The following is a 21,065-nucleotide window of genomic DNA, read 5'->3' as shown; positions in this document are numbered from 1 at the left end:
CGCTCAGGCCAGCGCCGCGAGCAGCTGTCCGATGCCCGCCGCCCGGTCGGTCAGGTGCAGGTGCAGCAGCGGGCGCCCGCGGTCGGCGAGGGCCTTGCGGTCCCCGGCGGCCTGCGCGGCCTGGAGGCCGCCGAAGGTGAACGGCCGGTCGGGCACCGGGAGGTCGGTCCCGATCTCCGCGGTGATCTGCAGGTACGCGCCCTGCTGCGGACCGCCCTTGTGGTACTGGCCGGTGGAGTGCAGGAACCGGGGGCCCCAGCCGAAGGTGACCGCGCGACCGGACCGGGCGGCCAGCGCCGAGCGCAGGTTCCCGGCGCTGGCGTCGGCCAGCCGGTCCAGGTAGGCCATGACCGCCAGGTAGCCGTGCTCGGGGACCGCGGCCAGCAGCGCGTCGAGGCCCAGCGCCACGCCGTCGTGCGAGCTCAGGTCGACGCCGTCGAGCACGCCGCCGCTGCCGCGCAGCTCGATCGCGCCGATCGTCGCCAGCGGGGGCTCGTCCGGCAGCCCCGAGTCGAGGATCGCGTTGGTGTTCTCCTTGGACTCGGTCACGTTCGGCTGGTCGAACGGGTTGATGCCTCAGCACCCGGCCGGCGACGGCGGTGGCGTACTCCCAGCCGAGGAACTGCGCGCCCAGCGGGCCGGTGACGCCGAGCGAGGGCTCGGCGTCCGGGCTCCCGGCGCCGACGACGGCGAGCACGGTGTCCGCGGCGACGGCCCCGGGGGCGGTGGGGGACTCGAGGACGACGGGCAGGATGCCGCGGCCCTCCTTGCCGGTGGACTCGGCGATGAGCTGCTCGGCCCAGTCGCCGAAGCCCTCGATCGCGGTGCCCGAGCCGGCCGGGGCGTCGGCCAGCGCCAGCTTGTCGCGGCCCTGCACGGCGGCGGCGCCCAGGACGGCGCCGAGCTCGAAGGCCGGGTTGCCCGGCTCCGCGAGGTGCTCGGCCAGCTCCTCGGCCTCGTCGAGCAGGGCGCCGACGTCCGCGCCGGCCAGCGCCGAGGGCACCAGCCCGAAGGCCGACAGCGCGCTGTACCGGCCGCCGACGGTCGGGTCGGCGAGGAAGACGGCGCGGGCACCCATGTCGGCGGCGGTCTCCGACAGCGGCGAGCCCGGGTCGGTGACGACGACGAAGCGTCGGCCGGTCTCCTTCTCGTCGAGGCCCGCCTCGGCGAACGCCGCCTGGAAGGCGCGCCGCTGGCTGTCGGTCTCGACGGTGCCGCCGGACTTCGAGCTGACCACGACGACGGTGCGGTCGAGGTCGGTCATCGCCGCCGCGACCTGGCCCGGGTCGGTGGTGTCCAGCACGACCAGGGGCACGCCCGCGGTCCGGCAGATGACCTCGGGCGCGAGCGAGGAGCCGCCCATGCCGCACAGCACGATCCGGTCCAGGCCCTCGTCCTGCAGCTGCGCGCGCAGCTCGGCGAGCTGCGCGACCAGCGAGCGCGAGGAGCTGGGCAGGTCCAGCCAGCCCAGCCGGACCGCGGCCTCGCTCTCGGCGTCGGGGCCCCACAGGGTGGCGTCCTTGCGGGCCAGCCGTGCGGCGACGTCGTCCCCGGTCAGCGTGCCGCGGACGTCGTCCGGCACCTGGAGGCCCCGGACATCGACTCCGAAACTCACTTCTTGTCCTCCAGCTGGGTGCGCACCGAGTCGGTCAGGTCGTCCCAGGAGTCGACGAACTTCTGCACGCCCTCGTCCTCGAGCACCCGGAACACGTCGTCCAGGTCGACACCGGCGTCGGCCACGGCCTGCATGACCTCGGTGGCCTCGTCGTAGGCCTTCTGCACCGGGGTGCCGGGCTCGCCGTGGTCGGCGTAGGCCATGAGCGTCTTCTCCGGCATGGTGTTGACCGTGCCGGGGGCGATGAGCTCGCTGATGTAGAGCGTGTCCGGCAGCTCGGGGTTCTTGACGCCGGTGGAGGCCCACAGCGGGCGCTGCGGCCGGGCGCCCTTCGCCTCGAGGGCCTTCCAGCGGTCGGAGGAGAAGACCTCCTCGTAGGCCTGGTAGGCGAGCTGGGCGTTGGCGACCCCGGCCCTGCTCTTCAGCCCCTTGACGAGCGCCGGGTCGGCGTCCGATGAATCCAGCCGCTTGTCGATCTCGGTGTCCACGCGGGACACGAAGAACGAGGCCACCGAGGCGATGCCCGAGAGGTCGGCGTCCGGGTCCTCGGCGAGCCGGTCCTCGAGGCCGGACAGGTACGCGTCCATGACCTTGCGATATCGGTCGGGGCTGAAGATCAGCGTGACGTTGACGCTGATGCCCTTGGCGATCGAGGTATGGATGGCCGGGAGGCCGGCCTCGGTCGCCGGGATCTTGATGAACAGGTTCGGCCGGTCCACCAGCCACCACAGGTGCGCGGCCTCGGCCGCCGTGGCGTCGGTGTCGTGGGCCAGGCCCGGCGCGACCTCCAGGGACACCCGGCCGTCGCCGGGCTGCCGGTCGGCGACCGGCCGGAGCAGGTCGCAGGCGTCCCGGACGTCGGCGGCGGTGATCGTGCGCAGCGCCTCCTCGACGCTCACCTGCCGCACGGCCAGCGCGTGCAGCTGGTCGTCGTAGGACTCCGACCCGCTGATCGCCGCGGCGAAGATCGTCGGGTTGGTGGTGACGCCCACGACGGAGTGCTCGTCGACCAGCGACTGCAGGTTGCCGCTGCGGATGCGGTCACGGGACAGGTCGTCGAGCCAGACTGCGACCCCGGCGGAGCTCAGCTCGGCCAGCTTCTCGTTCTGCGCCATGACGGGACCTCTCGGATTCGATCGGTGGAGCCGGTCGGTCGCTGAGCTGTCAGCGGTCGCCGGTGGGGGAGTGGAGGACGCCGGAGGCGTCGGGTCCGAGGGGTCCGACCGGCTCGCCGGAGGCCGCCTCGATGCTCTCGCGAGCTGCGGCGACGACCGCCTCGGCGGTGAAGCCGAACTTCTCGTAGAGCACGCCATAGGCAGCGCTGGCGCCGTAGTGGTCGATTCCCACGATCCGGCCCGCATCGCCGACGAACTCGCGCCAGCCCTGCGGGATGCCCGCCTCGACGCTCACCCGGGCGCGGACGGTCCGGGGCAGGACCTCCTCGCGGTAGGCGCGGTCCTGCGCGGCGAACCACTCCACGCACGGCACGGAGACGACCCGGGTCGGGATGCCGTCGGCCTCGAGCTGCTCGCGCGCGGCGACGGCGATCTGCACCTCCGAGCCGGTGCCCAGCAGGATCACCTGCGGGGTGCCCGAGGACGCCTCGGCCAGCACGTAGGCGCCGCGCGCGGTGCCCTCGGCGGAGGCGAACCGCTCGCGGTCGAGGACCGGGAGGTTCTGCCGGGACAGCGCCAGGCCGGCCGGCCGGTCGTTGTGCTCGAGGATCGTCCGCCAGGCGACGGCGACCTCGTTGGCGTCGGCCGGGCGGACGACGTCCAGGCCCGGGATCGCGCGCAGCGCGGCCAGGTGCTCGATCGGCTGGTGGGTCGGGCCGTCCTCGCCCAGGCCGATCGAGTCGTGCGTCCACACGTAGGTGACCGGCAGCTGCATGAGCGCCGCCAGCCGCACCGCGCCGCGCATGTAGTCGGAGAAGGTGAGGAAGGTGCCGCCGTAGACGCGGGTGCCGCCGTGCAGGGCGATGCCGTTCATGACCGCGCCCATGGCGTGCTCGCGGACGCCGAAGTGCAGGGTGCGCCCGTAGGGGCCGCCGCTCCACGTCTTGGTCTGCCGGTCGGCGGGCAGGAACGAGGGCTCGCCCTTGACCGCGGTGTTGTTGCTCTCCGCGAGGTCGGCCGAGCCGCCCCACAGCTCGGGCAACGCCGGGTAGAGGGCGGCCAGCACCTCGCCGGAGGCCTTGCGGGTGGCCACGCCCTTCTCGTCGGCGGGCCAGCTGGGCAGCTTCTCCGCCCAGCCCTCGGGCAGCGTGCGGGTGGTCATCCGCTCGAGCAGCGCCGCGCCCTCGGGGTTGGCCTGCTGCCAGGCGGTGAACCGCTCCGACCACTCGGCATGCGCCGTGCGGCCGCGGTCGACGACCTGCCGGGCGTGCTCGAGCACCTCGGGGGCGACGGCGAAGGACTTCTCCGGGTCCAGGCCGAGGACCTCCTTGGTGGCCCGCACCTCGTCCTCGCCGAGCGCCGAGCCGTGCGAGGCACCGGTGTTCTGCTTGGTGGGCGCCGGCCAGGCGATGATCGTCCGCAGCACGATGATCGACGGGCGGTGCGTCTCGGCCTTGGCGGCGGCGAGCGCGGCGTCCAGCGCGGCGAGGTCCTCGCCGTCGTCGACGTGCTGCACGTGCCAGCCGTAGGCCTCGTAGCGCTTGCCGACGTCCTCGGTGAAGGCGACGGTCGTGTCGTCCTCGATGGAGATCCTGTTGTCGTCGTAGACGAGGACGAGGTTGCCCAGCCGCTGCGTGCCGGCCAGGGACGACGCCTCGCCGCTCACGCCCTCCTCGAGGTCACCGTCGGAGCAGAAGGCCCAGATGGTGTGGTCGAACAGGCTCTCGCCCTCGGGGGCGTCGGGGTCGAGCAGACCGCGCTCGCGGCGGGCGGCCATGGCCATGCCGACGGCGTTGCCGACGCCCTGGCCGAGCGGGCCGGTCGTGGTCTCCACGCCCGGGGTGTGTGGTTGACCTCCGGGTGACCCGGGGTGAGCGAGCCCCACGTGCGGAGCGCCTGCAGGTCCGCCAGCTCCAGGCCGTAGCCGGAGAGGTAGAGCTGCACGTAGAGGGTGAGGCTGGAGTGCCCCATCGAGAGGATGAACCGGTCGCGGGCGACCCAGTTCGGGTCGGTGGGGTCGTGCCGCAGCCAGCGCTGGAACAGCAGGTAGGCCGCCGGCGCCATGCTCATCGCCGTCCCGGGGTGGCCGTTGCCGGCCTTCTGCACGGCGTCCATCGCGAGCACGCGGGCGGTGTCGATCGCCGCGCGGTCCAGGTCGCCGAAGCCCTCGGGGAGGGTCGGGTTCGGCTGCGCGGGGGAGCCGGTGGGGGAGTCGGTCGCGGCCTCGGCGGGAGCCTCGGGTGCGGTGCTCTGGGTGGAATCCGTGCTCGTGCTGTCCGGTGCCATCGTGGCTCGGTGCTCCCTCGGGTCAGGGCCTGGCGGGCCGCCCGGTGGGACGACTGCGTCCGGGCGGACGACGTGCGCTGCAGCGACGGGCCGCCGGTCACCCCGCCCGTTGCCGGACCGGGAACACGTCGTCGTCGACGTCGGCCCTACCCGCTGCACGCGCAGCATCAACGTGATCAAGCCTAGTCGTGCGGAACCGGGACCGCGCCCAGGGAGGAGGCCTCCGCGGGCTACAGTGGGTGCCGTTCCCATCCCCGGTTCGGAGTAGGCCCCTCGTGCTTTTCGCCTGGCCTGCAGTGCCCTGCTGCTCGCGCGTCGCCGCGTCGGTGGGCACCCGGTGACGGCGCTGTCGGAGCGATCCGCCGCCCCCACCCGCAGGGATTCGACCGGACGAGCGGCCGCCGTGCGGCGCCGCGTGCTCGCCTACGTCGGGCTCACCAAGCCGCGGATCATCGAGCTGCTGCTGGTCACCACCGTCCCGGCGATGATGCTCGCCGACCGCGGCTGGCCCTCGCTGTCGCTGCTGCTGTTCACGCTGGTCGGCGGGACGCTCGCGGCCGGCGCGGCCAACGTCTTCAACTGCTACTTCGACCGCGACATCGACAAGCTGATGCAGCGCACGCAGAAGCGGCCGCTGGTCACCGGCGAGGTCACGCCGCGGGCCGCGCTGGTCTTCGGCATCGCGCTGACGGTGACGTCGATCGCGCTGCTGCTGGCCACGACGACCGTGCTGGCCGCGGCGCTCGCGGCGGCGGCGATCTTCTACTACGCCGTCCTCTACACGATGGTCTTCAAGCGGCACACCCGCCGCAGCACCGAGTGGGGCGGGGTCCCCGGCGCGGCGCCGGTGCTCATCGGCTGGGCGGCCGTGACCGGTTCGCTGGACTGGCCGGCCGTCGTCGTGTTCGGCATCGTCTTCGCCTGGCAGATGCCGCACTTCTGGGCGCTGGCCCTGCGGTTCAAGGACGACTACGCCCGCGCCGACGTGCCGATGCTCCCGGTGGTGACCAGCGAGATCTCCGTCGGCCGGCAGTCGGTCGCCTGGGCCTACGTGACGGTCGCCGTCTCGCTGCTGCTGTGGCCGGTGGCCACGGGCTACGGCATCGGGCTGGGCTACACGATCCCCGCGGTGCTGCTCGGCGGCTGGTTCGTCGTGGAGTCCCACCGGCTGCTCGGCCGGATCCGGCGCGGCGGCGACATCCGCTCGATGGCGCTGTTCCACGTCTCGATCTCGTACCTGTCGCTGCTGATGGTCGCGATCATCGTCGACGCCATCGTCTGAGCCGGTGAGGAGCGATCTCACCAACGCGCGCATGGGCGAGCTGCTCCACGACTGATCACGTGGACGTCGTCCCTCGGCAGGCCATGACCGGCCCGGTTCTGGCCGCCCGGGGGACACCGTTCCCCGGACGACAGGGTCACCGCGTGGCGGCGACGGGCTCCGGGGTGGCGTCGAGGGGGAGGTCGGACGCCGGGCCGCGGACCGACCAGACCAGGCGCGCGGTGTACGCGGTGATGAGCACCGCGCCCAGCATGTGCGCCAGCACCAGGGCGATCGGCAGCTCGGTGAAGTACTGCACGTAGCCGATCACCCCCTGGACGAGCTGCACGACCAGCAGGTCGCGCGCGGCCCGGCGGACGCGGTCGGGGGTGTCCGTCGCGTAGAGGGAGACGAGCAGCGCCACGGTCAGCCCGATCAGCAGGAAGACGACGTCGGCGTGCAGCTGGCTGATCAGCTCGGTGTCGATGCCGATGCGGTTGCCGGTCGGGATGCCGTCGTCGTCGACGTCGCCGCTGTGCGGGCCGCTGCCGGTGACGATGGTGCCGACGACGACCACGGCGGCCGTCGCGGCGGCGATGCCCCAGGTCAGCAGGACGAACGGGCGGCGCACCAGGGGCCGGCCGACGCCGGGCTCGCGGGACCGCAGCCACAGCGTCGTCGCCAGCGCGACCAGCACCGCGGAGACGAGGAAGTGCGCGGCCACCGTCCACGGGTTGAGACCGGTGAGCACGGTGACACCGCCGAGCGCGGCCTGGGCGGGGACGCCGAGGAAGGTGAGGACGGCGAGCGGCCGGAGGTCCCGCCGCGGCGAGCGCCAGACCGCGACGAGGGTGGCGATCGCGGCCGCGGCGACCACGAAGGTGAGCAGCCGGTTGCCGAACTCGATCGCGCCGTTGATCGCCAGCTCGTCGGTGGTGACGAAGCTGTCCTCGGTGCAGCGCGGCCAGGTCGGGCAGCCCAGCCCCGAGCCGGTGAGCCGCACGGCGCCGCCGGTCACGACGATGAGGCCGTTGACGACCGCGTTGACCAGCGCGAGGCGCGAGACGAGCGTGGGGGAGGGCGTGGGCAGTACCGGCACGCCTCCGATGCTAGGTGGCGGGTGCTCGTGGTCCGCCCGCTCCGGGGTGCCGTCGCGCACGCCCCGGTGACCCTGGTCACGGGAACGGGCCGACGGGGCGGTTCTTAGGTGGACCTTGCTTGCGGGGGCCCCGATTTAGGACACACTCGTGTTGTGGAAAGCGCCGCGGACACCTCTCGCGCGTCGGCTCCGGCCGACGACGGGCGCACCCGCGACCGCGTGAGCGCCCTGCTCCTCGAGCACGGGCCGCAGACCGCCACCGAGCTGGCCGCCCGGCTGGGCATCTCGCCGGCCGCCGTCCGCCGCCACCTGGACGCCCTGGTCGCCGCCGGCCGGATCGAGGAGCGGGGGGACGGGCGGGCGATCGGCGCGGCGCACCGGGGCCGCGGCCGCCCCGCCCGCCGGTTCCACCTCACCGATGCCGGGCGCTCCGCGTTCCCGCACGCCTACGACGACCTGGCGCTGACCGCGCTGCGGTACGTCGCCGCCTCCGGTGGCCCCGACGCCGTCCGCGCCGTCGCCGAGCAGCAGCTGTCCGGGCTCGAGGCCCGCGCGTCCAGCGCCGTCGAGCGGGCCGTGCACGAGGCCGGGGGAGAGCCGGTCGACCGGGCCCGGGCCCTGGCCGCCGCGCTCACCGCCGAGGGCTACGCTGCCACGGCCTCCGCGATCTCCGGCGGGGGGCAGCTCTGCCAGCACCACTGCCCGGTGGCGCACGTGGCCGCGGAGTTCCCCCAGCTGTGCGAGGCCGAGACCGCGGTGATCGGCCGGCTCGTGGGCACCCACGTGCAGCGGCTGGCCACGATCGCCCACGGCGACGGGATCTGCACCACGCACCTCCCAGGACCCCTGCGTCCGGGGAACAGAACGACCCCCGCACGCCCTGTACCAGGTGAGCGAGCAGCGCCCCTCAGCGCGCCCACCAGCAGCACCCCCACGAACCACCGGGAGAGGACGCCCGCATGACCAGCACCCAGCAGCCGGCCACACCGCTGACGCAGGACGAGCAGATCGAACAGCTCGGCCGCTACGAGTACGGCTGGGCCGACGCCGACGTCGCCGGTGCCTCCGCCCGGCGCGGGATCGACGAGGACGTCGTCCGCGACATCTCCGCCCGCAAGAACGAGCCCGAGTGGATGCTCGAGCGCCGCCTCAAGGCCCTCAAGCTCTTCGGCCGCAAGCCGATGCCCGACTGGGGTTCGGACCTCTCCGGCATCGACTTCCAGAACATCAAGTACTTCGTGCGCTCCACCGAGAAGCAGGCCACCTCGTGGGAGGAGCTGCCGGAGGACATCAAGAACACCTACGACCGGCTCGGCATCCCCGAGGCGGAGAAGCAGCGCCTGGTCGCCGGTGTCGCCGCGCAGTACGAGTCCGAGGTCGTCTACCACCAGATCCGCGAGGACCTGGAGGAGCAGGGCGTCCTGTTCCTGGACACCGACACCGCGCTCAAGGAGCACCCGGAGATCTTCCAGGAGTACTTCGGCTCGGTGATCCCCTCCGGGGACAACAAGTTCGCCGCGCTGAACACCGCCGTGTGGTCGGGTGGCTCCTTCATCTACGTGCCGCCGGGCGTGCACGTGGAGATCCCGCTGCAGGCCTACTTCCGGATCAACACCGAGAACATGGGCCAGTTCGAGCGGACGCTGATCATCGTCGACGAGGGCGCCTACGTGCACTACGTCGAAGGCTGCACCGCGCCGATCTACAAGAGCGACTCGCTGCACTCCGCGGTCGTCGAGATCATCGTCAAGAAGAACGCGCGCTGCCGGTACACGACCATCCAGAACTGGTCGAACAACGTCTACAACCTGGTCACCAAGCGGGCCGTCGCCCACGAGGGCGCGACCATGGAGTGGGTCGACGGCAACCTCGGCTCCAAGGTGACGATGAAGTACCCGGCGGTCTGGATGACCGGCGAGCACGCCAAGGGCGAGGTCCTCTCGATCGCCTTCGCGGGCGAGGGCCAGCACCAGGACGCCGGCGCCAAGATGGTGCACGCCGCCCCCAACACCTCCTCGACCATCGTGTCGAAGTCGGTGGCCCGCGGCGGCGGCCGCACGTCCTACCGCGGCCTCGTGCAGGTGGACGAGGGCGCCTACGGCTCCAAGTCCACCGTCAAGTGCGACGCCCTGCTGGTCGACACGATCAGCCGGTCGGACACCTACCCCTACGTCGACGTCCGCGAGGACGACGTCTCCATGGGTCACGAGGCGACCGTCTCGCGCGTCAGCGACGACCAGCTCTTCTACCTGATGAGCCGCGGCCTGTCCGAGGACGAGGCCATGGCCATGGTGGTGCGCGGGTTCGTCGAGCCGATCGCCCGCGAGCTGCCCATGGAATACGCCCTCGAGCTCAACCGGCTCATCGAGCTGCAGATGGAAGGTGCCGTCGGCTGATGTCCGACCCGAACACCGATCTCACCACCGCGCCCGCCACCCTCGCCTCGGAGCTGTTCGCTCCGGGCGTGGGTGCGCAGGCCGGCCCCCCGACCTCCCCGGCGTCCGACACCGGTAGCGCCGGCGACGTGCCGCCCGGCGCGCACTCGCACGGCGGCCCGGCACCGACCGGCTCGCCGGCTGAGCGGTTCACCTCGACCGACCCGGACGCCTTCGGCGTGCCGACCGGCCGCGAGGAGACCTGGCGGTTCACCCCGATGAAGCGGATCAAGCCGCTGCTCGACGGTGCCGCCTCGGACGCCCGGCTCACCTGGACGACGGACCTGCCCGAGGGCGTCGAGCTCACCCGCGTCGAGGCCGGCGACCCGCTGGTCAAGGGGCTGCCCGAGCCCGTCGACCGGCTCGCCGCGCTCACCCGCCAGCGGGCGGACGGCGCGGACGTCGTCCGCATCGCCAAGGAGGCCCAGCTCGACCGCCCGGTCACCCTCGCCCTCGCGGGCACGGGTGCGGACGACGTCGTGTGGGGTCAGCTGGTCGTGGAGGTCGGCGCGTTCGCGAAGGCGACCGTCGTCCTCGACCACACCGGCGCCGCGAAGTACTCCGGCGGTGTGACCGTGCTCGCCGGCGACGGCGCGCAGGTCACTCTCGTGTCGGTGCAGGACTGGGCCCCCGGCGCCGTGCACGGCGGCCAGTACGACGCCGTCGTCGGCCGGGACGCGACCTTCACGCAGGTCGTGGTCACCCTCGGCGGCGACCTCGTCCGCCTGGTCAGCAACGTGCAGTACGCCGGCCCCGGCGGCAGCGCGGAGCTGTTCGGCGTCTACTTCTCCGACGAGACGCAGCACCAGGAGCACCGGCTCTGGGTCGACCACGCCGTCCCGAACTGCACCAGCAACGTGCTCTACAAGGGCGCGCTGCAGGGCGAGGGTGCGCGCACGGTCTGGATCGGCGACGTCCGCATCCGCCCCGCCGCGACCGGCACCGAGACCTACGAGCTCAACCGCAATCTGGTGCTCACCGACGGCGCCCGCGCCGACTCGGTGCCCAACCTGGAGATCGAGACCGGTGAGATCGTCGGCGCCGGCCACGCCAGCGCCACCGGCCGGTTCGACGACGAGCAGCTGTTCTACCTCTGCTCGCGCGGCATCGACGCCGAGACGGCCCGCCGCCTCGTCGTCCGCGGCTTCTTCGCCGACGTCGTCCAGCACATCGGGGTCGACGCGCTGCAGGACCGGCTGATGGGCACCATCGAGGCACGCCTCGGTGCCCTCCCGGGCCTGGACGACCAGCCGGTCGAGGTCGCCTGACCATGGCCTTCGAACGCGTCTGCGGACTGTCCGACGTCCCCGAGAGCGGCGCCCTGCGCGTCGAGCTCGCGGACGTCGACGTCGCCGTCGTCCGCTTCGAGGGACAGCTGTACGCCCTCGAGGACCGGTGCTCGCACGCCGACGTCCCGCTGAGCGAGGGGGACGTCGAGCTCAACGGCTCTGCCCCCACCATCGAGTGCTTCCTGCACGGCTCGTGCTTCGACCTGCGCACGGGCGAGCCCACCAACCTGCCGGCGACCGAGCCGGTCGACGTCTACCCGGTCCGCGTGGAAGGGGAGGACGTCTTCGTCGACACCGAAGCCAGTGCGGCGAGCGACGTCCAGAACCTCCAGGCGGCCGGTGAATGAGAGAGCGAGAAGAAGTGTCCGTTCTGGAGATCCGCGACCTGCACGTGACGGTCGGCGAGGGTGACGACACCAAGGAGATCCTCCGCGGCGTCGACCTCACCGTCCGCTCGGGCGAGACCCACGCGATCATGGGCCCCAACGGGTCGGGCAAGTCGACCCTGGCCTACTCGATCGCCGGGCACCCGAAGTACACCGTCACCGGTGGCACCGTGACCCTCGACGGCGAGGACGTCCTCGCGATGACCGTCGACGAGCGCGCCCGCGCCGGCCTGTTCCTCGCGATGCAGTACCCGGTCGAGGTGCCCGGCGTCTCGGTGTCGAACTTCCTGCGCACCGCCGCGACCGCGGTCAAGGGCGAGGCGCCGAAGCTGCGCACCTGGGTCAAGGACGTCAAGAGCGAGATGGACCTGCTCGAGATGGACTCCGCCTTTGCCGAGCGCAACGTCAACGAGGGCTTCTCCGGCGGTGAGAAGAAGCGCCACGAGATCCTGCAGATGCGGCTGCTCAAGCCGGCCATCGCGATCCTCGACGAGACCGACTCCGGTCTGGACGTCGACGCGTTGCGGATCGTCTCCGAGGGCGTCAACCGCACGCGCGAGGAGGGCGAGATCGGCGTCCTGCTGATCACGCACTACACGCGGATCCTGCGCTACATCAAGCCCGACTTCGTGCACGTCTTCGTGGCCGGCAAGGTCGTCGAGGAGGGCGGCGCGGAGCTCGCCGAGAAGCTCGAGAACGAGGGCTACGCCGCCTACGTGAAGGACTCGAAGGAGACCGCGACGGCATGACCGCGACCGCCTCGCGTCCCGGCACGGGGGCGCTGCACCCGCTTCCCCTGGACGTCGAGGCGATCCGGGCCGACTTCCCGATCCTGGGCCGCACGGTCCGGGACGGGAAGAAGCTCGTCTACCTCGACTCCGGGGCCACCTCGCAGAAGCCGCGCTCGGTGCTCGACGCCGAGCGCGAGTTCTACGAGCGGTACAACGCCGCCCCGCACCGCGGCGCGCACGCGCTCGCCGAGGAGGCGACCGGCCACTACGAGGCCGCCCGCGCCACCATCGGCGCGTTCATCGGCGCCCCGGAGCGGGAGATCGTCTTCACCCGCAACAGCACCGAGGCGATCAACCTCGTCGCCTACGCGCTGTCCAACGCCGCGACGGCGAAGGACCCCGCCTACCGCACCCACGCCGTCGGCCAGGGCGACGAGATCGTGGTCTCCGAGATGGAGCACCACGCGAACCTCGTGCCGTGGCAGCAGCTGTGCGAGCGCACCGGGGCCACCCTGCGCTGGCTCGGGCTGACCGACGACGGCCGGCTGGACCTGTCCGACCTGTCCACGGTGGTCAACGAGCGCACCAAGCTGGTGGCGATCACCCAGCAGTCGAACATCCTCGGCACGATCAACCCGCTCGGCGAGATCATCGCCCGAGCCCACGAGGTCGGCGCCCTGGTGCTGGTCGACGGCGCGCAGTCGGTGCCGCACCAGCCGGTCGACGTCACCGAGCTCGGCGCGGACTTCCTGGTGTTCTCCGGGCACAAGATGCTGGGCCCGACCGGCATCGGCGTGCTGTGGGGCCGGTACGAGGTGCTCGACGCGCTGCCGCCGTTCCTGACCGGTGGCTCGATGATCGAGGTCGTGCGGATGGAGGGCAGCACCTTCGCCGCCCCGCCGCAGCGCTTCGAGGCCGGGGTCCCGATGACCGCGCAGGCCATCGGCCTGGCCGCGGCCGTCGAGTACCTCCAGGCCCTGGGCATGGACCGCGTCGAGGAGCACGAGAAGGTGCTCACCGCGTACGCGCTGGAGCAGCTCGCCGCGATCCCCGGCGTCACCGTGATCGGCCCGCCCGACACCGTGGCCCGCGGCGGGGCGATCTCCTTCACCGTCGAGGGCATCCACCCGCACGACGTCGGCCAGGTGCTCGACGACCACGGCATCGCCGTCCGGGTGGGGCACCACTGCGCCTGGCCCGTGGTCCGGCGGTACGGCGTCCCGGCCACCACCCGCGCCACGTTCTACGTGCACACGGGCTACGACGACATCGACGCGCTCGCCGACGGAATTCGCGCGGCCCAGAAGTTCTTCGGAACGGTGTGAGGACCGCGCACATGGAGTTGACCAGCTGATGCAGCTCGAGTCGATGTACCAGGAGATCATCCTGGACCACTACAAGAACCCGCACGGGCGCGGGCTCCGCGAGCCGTTCGAGGCCGAGGTGCACCACGTCAACCCGACCTGCGGCGACGAGGTGACGCTCCGGCTGCACCTGGAGGGCGACACCGTCGCCGACGTCTCCTACGAGGGCATGGGCTGCTCGATCAGCCAGGCCTCGATCTCGGCGATGTACGACCTCGTCCTGGGCAAGAGCGTGACCGAGGCGCTCGCCGCGGGCGAGGACTTCATGACGCTGATGCAGGCCAAGGGCGACCCGACCGTGGCCGAGAAGCTCGAGGACAGCCTGGAGGACGCCGTCGCGTTCGCCGGGGTGTCGAAGTACCCGGCCCGCATCAAGTGCGCCCTCATGAGCTGGATGGCGTTGAAGGACGCCACCGCCCGGGCACTGTCCACGACCACACCTGGAGGAACGCCGTGAGCGCCGACAGCAGCACCGAGAACGCGACCCCCGCCACCGACGGCGCGCCGGGCGACCTGCCGGCCTACAAGACCGCGCTGCTCGAGGACGTCGAGGAGGCCATGCGCGACGTCGTGGACCCCGAGCTCGGCGTCAACGTCGTCGACCTGGGCCTGGTCTACGGCCTCGACGTCGCCGACGAGGGCGAGTCCCAGGTCGCGGTCATCGACATGACGCTGACCTCCGCGGCCTGCCCGCTGACCGACGTCATCGAGGACCAGGCCCGCCAGGCCCTCACCGGTGGCCCCGGCCCCGGCCTGGTCGACGACATCCGGATCAACTGGGTCTGGATGCCGCCGTGGGGCCCCGACAAGATCACCGACGACGGCCGCGAGCAGCTGCGCGCGCTGGGCTTCCGCGTCTGATCTCCTCCGCTCCGCCGGAGGCCCGCCCCCTCACCGGGGGCGGGCCTTCGTCGTCCGCTCCTCCCCGGCCTGCCGCCGAGCCGGCTGCTGGTCGACACCCCCGTGCGTGCCGGCGGCGTCTCCGCGGCCCCGGAGACCACGCGCATGCGCATCCGGGTGACGACGGGCGTCGTATCCCCCCGAGCGAGCGGTCCCCTCAGCGCAGGTCGGCGAGGCGGGTCGCGAAGCCGGCGACCGGGCGGTGCTCCCGGCGCGCGCCGATCGCCAGCAGCGCGGTGCCCACGAGCAACGCCGTGGCGACCGGCCACGGCAGCGCCCGGACGGCGAGCCCGAGCCCGACGACCAGGGCGGTCACGGCACCGATGACCAGCGGCGCCCGGCAGCCGAAGCGGGCGCCGGCGACCAGCACGACGGCGGCGACCGCCGGGACCAGCACCGCCCGCAGCACGTCGGGCGCGAGGACGGCGAGCGCCGCGGAGGGGATCGCGGCGACCAGCAGGCCCGGGCCCCACGCCGACCACGAGCTGTCCCGCACCAGCCCGCGACCCGAGGCCGCCAGCAGCCCGAGCGCTGCCGGCAGGCTGTAGGCCTCGACCGCCGTGGCGTCCGCGAGGCCGGCCGTGATCCAGCCGGCGACGACGAGTTCGGCGGCGCCCACGCGCCAGGCCGCGGCGGGCTCGTCCGGGGTGCCGGCGTCCGCGCCGGTGGACCGGCCGGTCCACCAGGCCCAGGCGAGGCTGACCGCGCCCTGCACCGCGAGGTGCACGGCGAGCTGCGCCGGTTCGCCGGCCGCGACCAGCACGACCGCGGCGGCCGCCGCGCAGGCCGCCGCGGCCGAGGCCGTCGCCCGGCGGGAGTCGGGCTCCAGCCGGGCGGCGGTGGCCAGGGCGAGGACGAACAGCGCGGTGAGCCAGCCGGCGACCGGCGCGGGCGGAGCCCAGCCGTCGGGCAAGCCGAACAGCGCGGCGGCGGCCAGGCAGCCGACGGCCGTGGGGGCGGCGACGGGGCGGTCGTCGCGCCGGACCGCGGCCACCCACACCGTCGGGGCGGCGGTGAGCAGGAGCAGCAGCGCGATCTCCGACCAGTGCCGGCCGTCGAGCAGGCGCAGCACCGACAGGGCGGCCAGGAGCACCCCACCGGTGAGCGCGACCGGCAGCAGCAGCCCGCGCCGCCAGCCGGAGAGCCCGGCGGCGGACGTGGCGGCGACGAGGACGCCGGCGAACCCGCCGACCGCCACCGCGACCGGTCCGCCGGCCGAGACGGCGCCGGTGACGGCGACGGCGGTGATCGCGCCCGCCACCACCGGCACCAGCCGCGGCGGCCCGAGCAGCACGTCGAGCGGCTGCCGCAGCCGCGCGAGCAGCAGCCCGGCGGCCGCGGCGGTGACCAGCGCTGTCGCGGCCCAGCGCTCCAGCGGTCCCGCCGTCCACGCCTCCCGGGATCCGCTCAGGACGCCGGCGGCGAACCAGGGCGCGGTGGTCAGCAGGGCCAGGCGGCCGACCAGGGGGCGGGCCTCCAGCGCGACGCCGAGCCCGACGAGGGCGACGCCCAGGCACAGCTCGGTGGTCAGGGACCCGGGGACGGCGCCGAGCGAGCGCAGCACCGCCAGCTGCGCGCACGCCCACGCGGCCAGCGGCCAGGCGGCGGGCAGCGGCGAGACCAGCCGGAGAGCGAGGAACGCCCCGGCCAGGACCAGGGCCGGCAGCGGGCTCCCGGCCGACGGGCTGCCCGGATCGCTGGCCGCGAGCGCGAGGCCGGCCGCGCTGGCGGCGAGCGTCTCGGCGGAGCTGCGCAGCCCGGCGCAGTCGGCCCGCAGCGCGGCGGCCGCGGCGACGGCTGCCAGGACGAGCACCAGCGCGCGCGCCCCGGCGCCCCCGGAGGCGGACACCACGGCGGCCCCGGCGCTGACCAGCAGGACGGCGCCGACGCCGAGCAGCACCTGCGGCGGGCGGGCCCGCTCGGGCAGGGGAGCGGTCGGGCGGGAGGCGACCTGCTGCTCCATGACCGCCTCCTTCCCGTTCGGCGCGGCCTGCTCACCGTAGGTCGGCGCGCGGGCCCCGGCACACGGTCAGCGCATCTGGCCCACCCAGGCCACGGCCTCGCGCGCCTGCTGCCGGCGCCGCTCGTAGGTCGCGCCCACGGCGAGGAGGAGCAGGGCGGCGGTGCCGAGGGAGACCCAGAGGGGGAGCAGCGGCGCGTACGGCGCGAGCCGCGCGACCGTGACCAGCAGCAGGACGCCGGTGCCGATGACGAACGGCGCCTGGCGGTGGCCCAGCGTGCCGAAGACGACCAGCCCGGCCGCGCCGGCGACCACGAGGACCAGGCGCAGCGCCGTCGGCTCCGCCGCCACCACCAGGGCCGAGGGGACCAGCGCGACGCCGACCGCCGCGCCCTCGGCCGCCCACGAGGGCGCGCCCGAGCGCAGCGCCGGGACGGCCAGGACGAGCAGCCCGGCCGCGGCCGGCAGCGTGTACGCCTCCGGGGTCTCCACCCCCGCGCCGCCGACCGCGATCCAGGTCGCCACCACCAGATCGGCGACCGCGACGACGGCGACCGGCCGCTGGCCCGCGACCACCGCGTAGCAGCCGGCCGCGACGCCGAGGACGCCCAGTTGCAGGCCCACCTGGCCCCACGCCTCGACCGACGCCGAGGTCGCGCCCGCGGCCAGCCCGGCCAGCGCCGCGGCGGCGGCGACCGGGTACTCCTCGGCCCGGTCACGGCGGGCGGTCGCGGCACCGAAGCCGGCGGCCGCGAGCAGCGCCAGCAGCAGGCCGGCCACCACGGCGGGCAGCACGTCGTCGGCACGGGCGAGCAGCAGCGCACCCGCCGACGCCAGCACGGTGGCCGCGGCAGCCGCCGGGCGCAGCGCGACCACCCTCAGCGCGGTGACCAGGGCCGGCACCGTCGCGGCCAGCGCCACCGCGGCGAGTGCGCCGTACCGCTCGTCGTCGGCCAGCGACTGCGCGTGCACCAGCACCAGGGCGGTGCCCGCCGCGACGACCGGCGCGGCGGTCCGGAGCCGCTCGGCCAGCAGCGCGCCGGCCGTGAGCAGGCCCAGGCCGAGCGAGGCCGCGATCCACCAGCCCTGCCCGTCCGCGTGCTGCAGCGAGCCGGCCAGGCCGAGCCCCACCATGGCGCCGAACGCCGCCGGCACCGTCCAGGAGGGCAGACCCGGCAGCAGCACCGGGTTGCGGCGGTCGACGGCGAGCGCAGCGGCGCCCGCGACGGCGAGCACGGCGGTGCTCGCCCAGGAGTCGGCCGCATCCGCCCCGGCCGCGGTACCGATCCCGCCCACGACACCGGCCGTTCCGGCGACCGCGGCGAGCACGAGCGCCACGCGGTCGACGCCCGGCCGCAGCCGGCCGGCGGCGGCGAGGTCGGCCGCGGCGAGCGCGAGGGCGGCGGCCACCCCCGCCGGGCCGGAGACGAGGTCCGCCCCCAGCAGCAGGAAGGGCAGCGGCTGCGCGGCCAGCAGGGCGGCGAGCGGCCAGACCGCCGTCGTCCGGGTGAGCCGTCCGAGCAGCAGCGCGACGCCGAGGACGACGCCGCACGAGATCGCCGTCCAGAGGCGGAGCGGCAGGTCCTCGATCCCCGGCAGGCCGCGCGCCCGCGCCGCACCCAGGTCGATCGCGAGCAGGGCGGCTCCGGCGGCGGCGAGCGCCTCCTCGGTGGCGCGCAGCCCCCGACGGGCCGCCCATGTCGAGCAGCCGCAGGCCACCGCGGTGACGGTGAGCATCAGCCCGGCCTGGAACACCAGCCCGAGGCGGGTCCAGGCGACCGCGACGAAGGCGAGCGCCGCCGTCACCAGCAGCAGCGCGCCGAGGCCGAGCAGCACCTGCTGCGGGCTCAGTTGCCGCCGCGGCGGCCGGGGAGCGGGTGCGGCCTGCGGGGGCCCGGCGGCCGGCGGCGCGGTCGGGGGAGCGGGAGGCGGCGGGAAGGTGCCCGGCGGCGGGAAGGCGGCCACCGGCGCCGGGGCCGCGGGCGGGGCGACCGGCGGTCCCCACGCGGGCGCTCCGGTCCGCGGCGCGCCGGGGGCGGCCGCGCGCAGCGACGCCAGCAGCGCGTCGCGGTCCCGGGCCAGCTCGCCGAGCGTCGTCCCGATGCGGGCGACCACCAGCGCGGCGTGCGCCGCCGCCGGCAACCCGCAGGACGGGCACGGCCCGGTCCCGACGTCGCCGGTCGGCCGGCCGCAGACCGGGCACTCGTACCCCCACCCACGTGCACCCGGTCCCATGACCGCATCTTCGCGGGTCCGGCCCGTGCGTGGGGCGCCCGTCCACAGAACACGCCCGGGCGGGCGATGCCGCCGATGTCACCCCGGCGACGTGGGGGGAATCGCACCGCGAGCGCCTACCCTGGGTTCAGTGATCACGACGACCGGCCTCGAGCTCCGCGCCGGCGCGCGCATCCTCATCAGCGAGGCGACCCTGCGCGTGCAGCCGGGTGACCGCATCGGCCTGGTCGGGCGCAACGGCGCCGGGAAGACCACCACCCTCACCACGCTCGCCGGCGAGCGGCAGCCGCACGCCGGCTCGGTGGAGGTCACCGGCGAGCTGGGCTACCTGCCCCAGGACCCCCGCAGCGGCGACCTCGACATCACCGCCAGCGACCGGGTGCTCTCCGGCCGGGGGCTGGACGTGCTGCGCAACCAGATGGTCAAGGCGCAGGTCGCCATGGCCGAGCCCGCCGACGACACCGAGATGGACCGGGCCGTGCGCCGCTACGGCCGGCTCGAGGACCAGTTCGCCGCGCTCGGGGGCTACGCCGCGGAGAGCGACGCCGCCCGCATCTGCACCAACCTGGGGCTGCCCGACCGGGTCCTCGCCCAGCCGCTGCGCACCCTCTCCGGTGGTCAGCGCCGCCGCGTCGAGCTCGCCCGCATCCTGTTCTCCGACGCCGAGACGCTGCTGCTCGACGAGCCGACCAACCACCTCGACGGCGACTCGATCACCTGGCTCAAGGGCTTCCTGGCCAGCCACAAGGGCGGCCTGATCGTCATCAGCCACGACGTCGAGCTGCTCGACGCCGTCGTCAACAAGGTGTGGCACCTCGACGCCAACCGGGCCACCGTCGACGTCTACAACCTCGGCTGGAAGCCCTACCTCGCCCAGCGCGAGACCGACGAGCGCCGCCGCAAGCAGGAGCGGGCGAACACCGAGCGCAAGATCGACACCCTCAACGCCCAGGCCGACAAGATGCGCGCCAAGGCGACCAAGGCCAAGGCCGCCAAGAGCATGGACAAGCGGGCCGAGCGGCTGGCCGCCGGGCTGGCCGACGTGCGGGTCCAGGACAAGGTCGCCAAGCTGCGCTTCCCGACGCCGGTGCCCTGCGGCAAGACCCCGCTCACCGCGGAGGGCCTGTCCAAGAGCTACGGCTCGCTGGAGATCTTCACCGACGTCGACCTCGCGGTGGACCGGGGGACGCGGGTCGTCGTCCTCGGGCTCAACGGCGCGGGCAAGACGACGCTGCTGCGGATGCTGGCCGGAACCGAGCTGCCCGACACCGGCGAGGTCAAGGCCGGCCACGGGCTGCGGGTCGGCTACTACGCGCAGGAGCACGAGACCATCGACATGGACCGCACCCTGCTCGAGGTGATGCGGTCCGCGGCGCCGGACAGCACCGACACCGAGCTGCGGCGGATCCTCGGCGCCTTCCTCTTCTCCGGTGAGACCGTCGACCAGCGCGCGGGCACCCTCTCCGGCGGTGAGCGGACCCGGCTGGCGATGGCCACCCTGGTCATCTCGGGCGCCAACGTGCTGCTCCTGGACGAGCCGACCAACAACCTCGACCCGGCCAGCCGCGAGCAGGTGCTCGAGGCGCTGCGCACCTACACCGGGGCGATCGTGCTGGTCACGCACGACGAGGGCGCCGTCCGCGCGCTCGACCCGGACAAGGTGATCCTGCTGCCCGACGGCACCGAGGACACCTGGAGCGAGGACCTCGCCGACCTGGTCGAGCTCGCCTAGGGGGATGGAGCACTGTCGCGCCGAGTGGGGCCCGGAGGGTCCCGCGCAGGCGTGACGGACGCGCTCAGCGCAGCCGGGGTACGGCTCGTGGACGCGGTGCGGTCCGGAGGACCGCGATGTCATTGCCTTCACGTCGCGGACAGCGTGCCGGTGGCTGATCATGAATGGAACAGCTGACACGGAGGGGAGCCATGGCCGACACGAGCACTGCGGACCTGGGCAAGGGCAAGCGGATCACCGGCGGTGACCGGAGCACGCTCGCCGACGAGCTGCGCAAGCGGTACGACGACGGCGAGAGCATCCGCTCGCTGGCGGAGTCGACGAAGCGCTCGTACGGGTTCGTCCACCGGCTGCTCTCCGAGTCCGGCGCCACCCTCCGCAGCCGCGGCGGCGCCAACCGGAACAGCAAGAAGGCGTGAGCGCGCCGACCCCACCCGACGGCTTCGTCCGCACCGCGCGGGACGGCGCCGTCCTCACCGTCACCCTCGACCGGCCCGAGCAGCTCAACGCGCAGACGCCGGCCACCTGGGCCGCGCTGGCCGCGATCGGCGACTCGCTGGACGACGAGGTCCGCGTGGTCGTGCTGCGGGGCGAGGGCCGCGCCTTCTCGGCCGGCCTCGACCGCAGCATGTTCGACGCCTCGCCGGGCACCACCGG

The 21,065-nt window shown here is 74.1% G+C and carries 17 protein-coding genes and 3 pseudogenes; 12 read left to right on the top strand and 8 right to left on the bottom strand.

All coding sequences use genetic code 11. The features are described from left to right. Positions 1-3 precede the first annotated feature (3 nt). The 5 genes and pseudogenes from JKP75_RS19810 to JKP75_RS21290 all read right to left on the bottom strand — a co-directional run. Positions 4-549, bottom strand: a complete 546-nt coding sequence (locus JKP75_RS19810; protein WP_207147035.1) for a hypothetical protein — start codon at positions 547-549, stop codon at positions 4-6. A gap of 436 nt (positions 550-985) precedes the next feature. Then, positions 986-1,363: pseudogene (locus JKP75_RS19805) on the bottom strand (glucose-6-phosphate isomerase); the annotation flags it as partial. A 248-nt stretch (positions 1,364-1,611) separates the two neighbouring features. After that, complete coding sequence (gene tal / locus JKP75_RS11380) at positions 1,612-2,730, bottom strand: transaldolase (protein WP_200491101.1); 1,119 nt, start codon at positions 2,728-2,730, stop codon at positions 1,612-1,614. Between the two features lie 49 nt (positions 2,731-2,779). Beyond that, complete coding sequence (locus JKP75_RS21295) at positions 2,780-3,892, bottom strand: transketolase C-terminal domain-containing protein (protein WP_242473458.1); 1,113 nt, start codon at positions 3,890-3,892, stop codon at positions 2,780-2,782. Between the two features lie 39 nt (positions 3,893-3,931). Beyond that, a pseudogene (locus JKP75_RS21290) lies at positions 3,932-4,845 on the bottom strand (transketolase); the annotation flags it as partial. Between the two features lie 508 nt (positions 4,846-5,353). Here JKP75_RS21290 and JKP75_RS11370 point away from each other — a divergent pair. Then, positions 5,354-6,298 (top strand): heme o synthase, encoded by a 945-nt coding sequence (locus JKP75_RS11370; protein ID WP_200491102.1) that lies wholly within the window; start codon positions 5,354-5,356, stop codon positions 6,296-6,298. Positions 6,299-6,434: 136 nt separating this feature from the next. Here JKP75_RS11370 and JKP75_RS11365 read toward each other — a convergent pair whose 3' ends face one another. Continuing rightward, a complete protein-coding gene (locus tag JKP75_RS11365) occupies positions 6,435-7,376 on the bottom strand; it encodes a COX15/CtaA family protein (RefSeq protein ID WP_309229768.1) in 942 nt (313 codons plus the stop codon). 219 nt (positions 7,377-7,595) lie between these two features. Here JKP75_RS11365 and JKP75_RS11360 point away from each other — a divergent pair, with 219 nt between their 5' ends. From JKP75_RS11360 to JKP75_RS11325, 8 genes are read left to right on the top strand one after another with little or no spacing between them, the layout of a single operon-like run. Beyond that, positions 7,596-8,339 (top strand): helix-turn-helix transcriptional regulator, encoded by a 744-nt coding sequence (locus JKP75_RS11360; protein ID WP_375335631.1) that lies wholly within the window; start codon positions 7,596-7,598, stop codon positions 8,337-8,339. Further along, the gene (gene sufB / locus JKP75_RS11355) at positions 8,336-9,772 is read left to right on the top strand and encodes a Fe-S cluster assembly protein SufB (RefSeq protein ID WP_200491104.1); all 1,437 of its coding nucleotides are present in this window, start codon (positions 8,336-8,338) and stop codon (positions 9,770-9,772) included. Before JKP75_RS11360 ends, sufB begins: the two co-directional genes overlap by 4 nt. Continuing rightward, positions 9,772-11,079 (top strand): Fe-S cluster assembly protein SufD, encoded by a 1,308-nt coding sequence (gene sufD, locus JKP75_RS11350; RefSeq protein ID WP_200491105.1) that lies wholly within the window; start codon positions 9,772-9,774, stop codon positions 11,077-11,079. The genes sufB and sufD overlap by 1 nt, the downstream gene beginning before the upstream one ends. Positions 11,080-11,081: 2 nt before the next feature. After that, on the top strand, positions 11,082-11,447 hold the full coding sequence (locus JKP75_RS11345; RefSeq protein ID WP_200491106.1) for a non-heme iron oxygenase ferredoxin subunit: 366 nt from the start codon (positions 11,082-11,084) through the stop codon (positions 11,445-11,447). A 14-nt stretch (positions 11,448-11,461) separates the two neighbouring features. After that, a complete protein-coding gene (gene sufC, locus JKP75_RS11340) occupies positions 11,462-12,235 on the top strand; it encodes a Fe-S cluster assembly ATPase SufC (protein WP_200491107.1) in 774 nt (257 codons plus the stop codon). After that, positions 12,232-13,542, top strand: a complete 1,311-nt coding sequence (locus JKP75_RS11335) for a cysteine desulfurase (RefSeq protein ID WP_200491108.1) — start codon at positions 12,232-12,234, stop codon at positions 13,540-13,542. The genes sufC and JKP75_RS11335 overlap by 4 nt, the downstream gene beginning before the upstream one ends. A 28-nt stretch (positions 13,543-13,570) precedes the next feature. After that, entirely contained in the window at positions 13,571-14,038 is a 468-nt protein-coding gene (gene sufU, locus JKP75_RS11330; RefSeq protein ID WP_200491109.1) for a Fe-S cluster assembly sulfur transfer protein SufU, read from the top strand. A gap of 56 nt (positions 14,039-14,094) precedes the next feature. Continuing rightward, positions 14,095-14,442, top strand: coding sequence for a metal-sulfur cluster assembly factor (locus JKP75_RS11325; protein WP_200491414.1), 348 nt, complete (start codon positions 14,095-14,097; stop codon positions 14,440-14,442). Positions 14,443-14,638: 196 nt separating this feature from the next. Here JKP75_RS11325 and JKP75_RS11320 read toward each other — a convergent pair whose 3' ends face one another. Then, a complete protein-coding gene (locus JKP75_RS11320; RefSeq protein ID WP_200491110.1) occupies positions 14,639-16,444 on the bottom strand; it encodes an SCO7613 C-terminal domain-containing membrane protein in 1,806 nt (601 codons plus the stop codon). Positions 16,445-16,510: 66 nt separating this feature from the next. Beyond that, entirely contained in the window at positions 16,511-18,676 is a 2,166-nt protein-coding gene (locus tag JKP75_RS11315; protein WP_200491111.1) for a DUF2157 domain-containing protein, read from the bottom strand. A gap of 130 nt (positions 18,677-18,806) precedes the next feature. Between JKP75_RS11315 and JKP75_RS11310 the strand changes: the two genes are divergently transcribed. From JKP75_RS11310 to JKP75_RS23905, 3 genes and pseudogenes are all read left to right on the top strand, one after another. Further along, positions 18,807-20,408: an ABC-F family ATP-binding cassette domain-containing protein gene (locus tag JKP75_RS11310; protein WP_200491112.1), complete on the top strand. Its 1,602-nt coding sequence runs from the start codon at positions 18,807-18,809 to the stop codon at positions 20,406-20,408. A 191-nt stretch (positions 20,409-20,599) separates the two neighbouring features. Then, the gene (locus JKP75_RS11305; RefSeq protein WP_200491113.1) at positions 20,600-20,827 is read left to right on the top strand and encodes a helix-turn-helix domain-containing protein; all 228 of its coding nucleotides are present in this window, start codon (positions 20,600-20,602) and stop codon (positions 20,825-20,827) included. Continuing rightward, positions 20,824-20,973 (top strand): annotated as a pseudogene (locus tag JKP75_RS23905) (hypothetical protein); the annotation flags it as partial. The gene JKP75_RS11305 and the pseudogene JKP75_RS23905, both read left to right, overlap by 4 nt. Positions 20,974-21,065 lie beyond the last annotated feature (92 nt).

This window comes from Blastococcus sp. TML/M2B, from assembly GCF_016612865.1.
GTDB lineage: Bacteria > Actinomycetota > Actinomycetes > Mycobacteriales > Geodermatophilaceae > Blastococcus.
The sequence above is the reverse complement of the archived record's forward strand: the minus strand, read 5'-3'. Positions and strand labels throughout refer to the sequence as shown.

Excerpts from the sequence above, each read along its gene's own strand:
- sufD (WP_200491105.1), top strand. The coding sequence starts at position 9,772 with ATGTCCGACCCGAACACCGATCTCACCACCGCGCCCGCCACCCTCGCC.
- JKP75_RS21295 (WP_242473458.1), bottom strand. The coding sequence starts at position 3,892 with ATGACCACCCGCACGCTGCCCGAGGGCTGGGCGGAGAAGCTGCCCAGC.
- sufU (WP_200491109.1), top strand. The coding sequence starts at position 13,571 with ATGCAGCTCGAGTCGATGTACCAGGAGATCATCCTGGACCACTACAAG.
- JKP75_RS11335 (WP_200491108.1), top strand. The coding sequence starts at position 12,232 with ATGACCGCGACCGCCTCGCGTCCCGGCACGGGGGCGCTGCACCCGCTT.
- JKP75_RS11305 (WP_200491113.1), top strand. The coding sequence starts at position 20,600 with ATGGCCGACACGAGCACTGCGGACCTGGGCAAGGGCAAGCGGATCACC.
- JKP75_RS11315 (WP_200491111.1), bottom strand. The coding sequence starts at position 18,676 with ATGGGACCGGGTGCACGTGGGTGGGGGTACGAGTGCCCGGTCTGCGGC.
- sufB (WP_200491104.1), top strand. The coding sequence starts at position 8,336 with ATGACCAGCACCCAGCAGCCGGCCACACCGCTGACGCAGGACGAGCAG.
- JKP75_RS11320 (WP_200491110.1), bottom strand. The coding sequence starts at position 16,444 with ATGGAGCAGCAGGTCGCCTCCCGCCCGACCGCTCCCCTGCCCGAGCGG.
- tal (WP_200491101.1), bottom strand. The coding sequence starts at position 2,730 with ATGGCGCAGAACGAGAAGCTGGCCGAGCTGAGCTCCGCCGGGGTCGCA.
- JKP75_RS11345 (WP_200491106.1), top strand. The coding sequence starts at position 11,082 with ATGGCCTTCGAACGCGTCTGCGGACTGTCCGACGTCCCCGAGAGCGGC.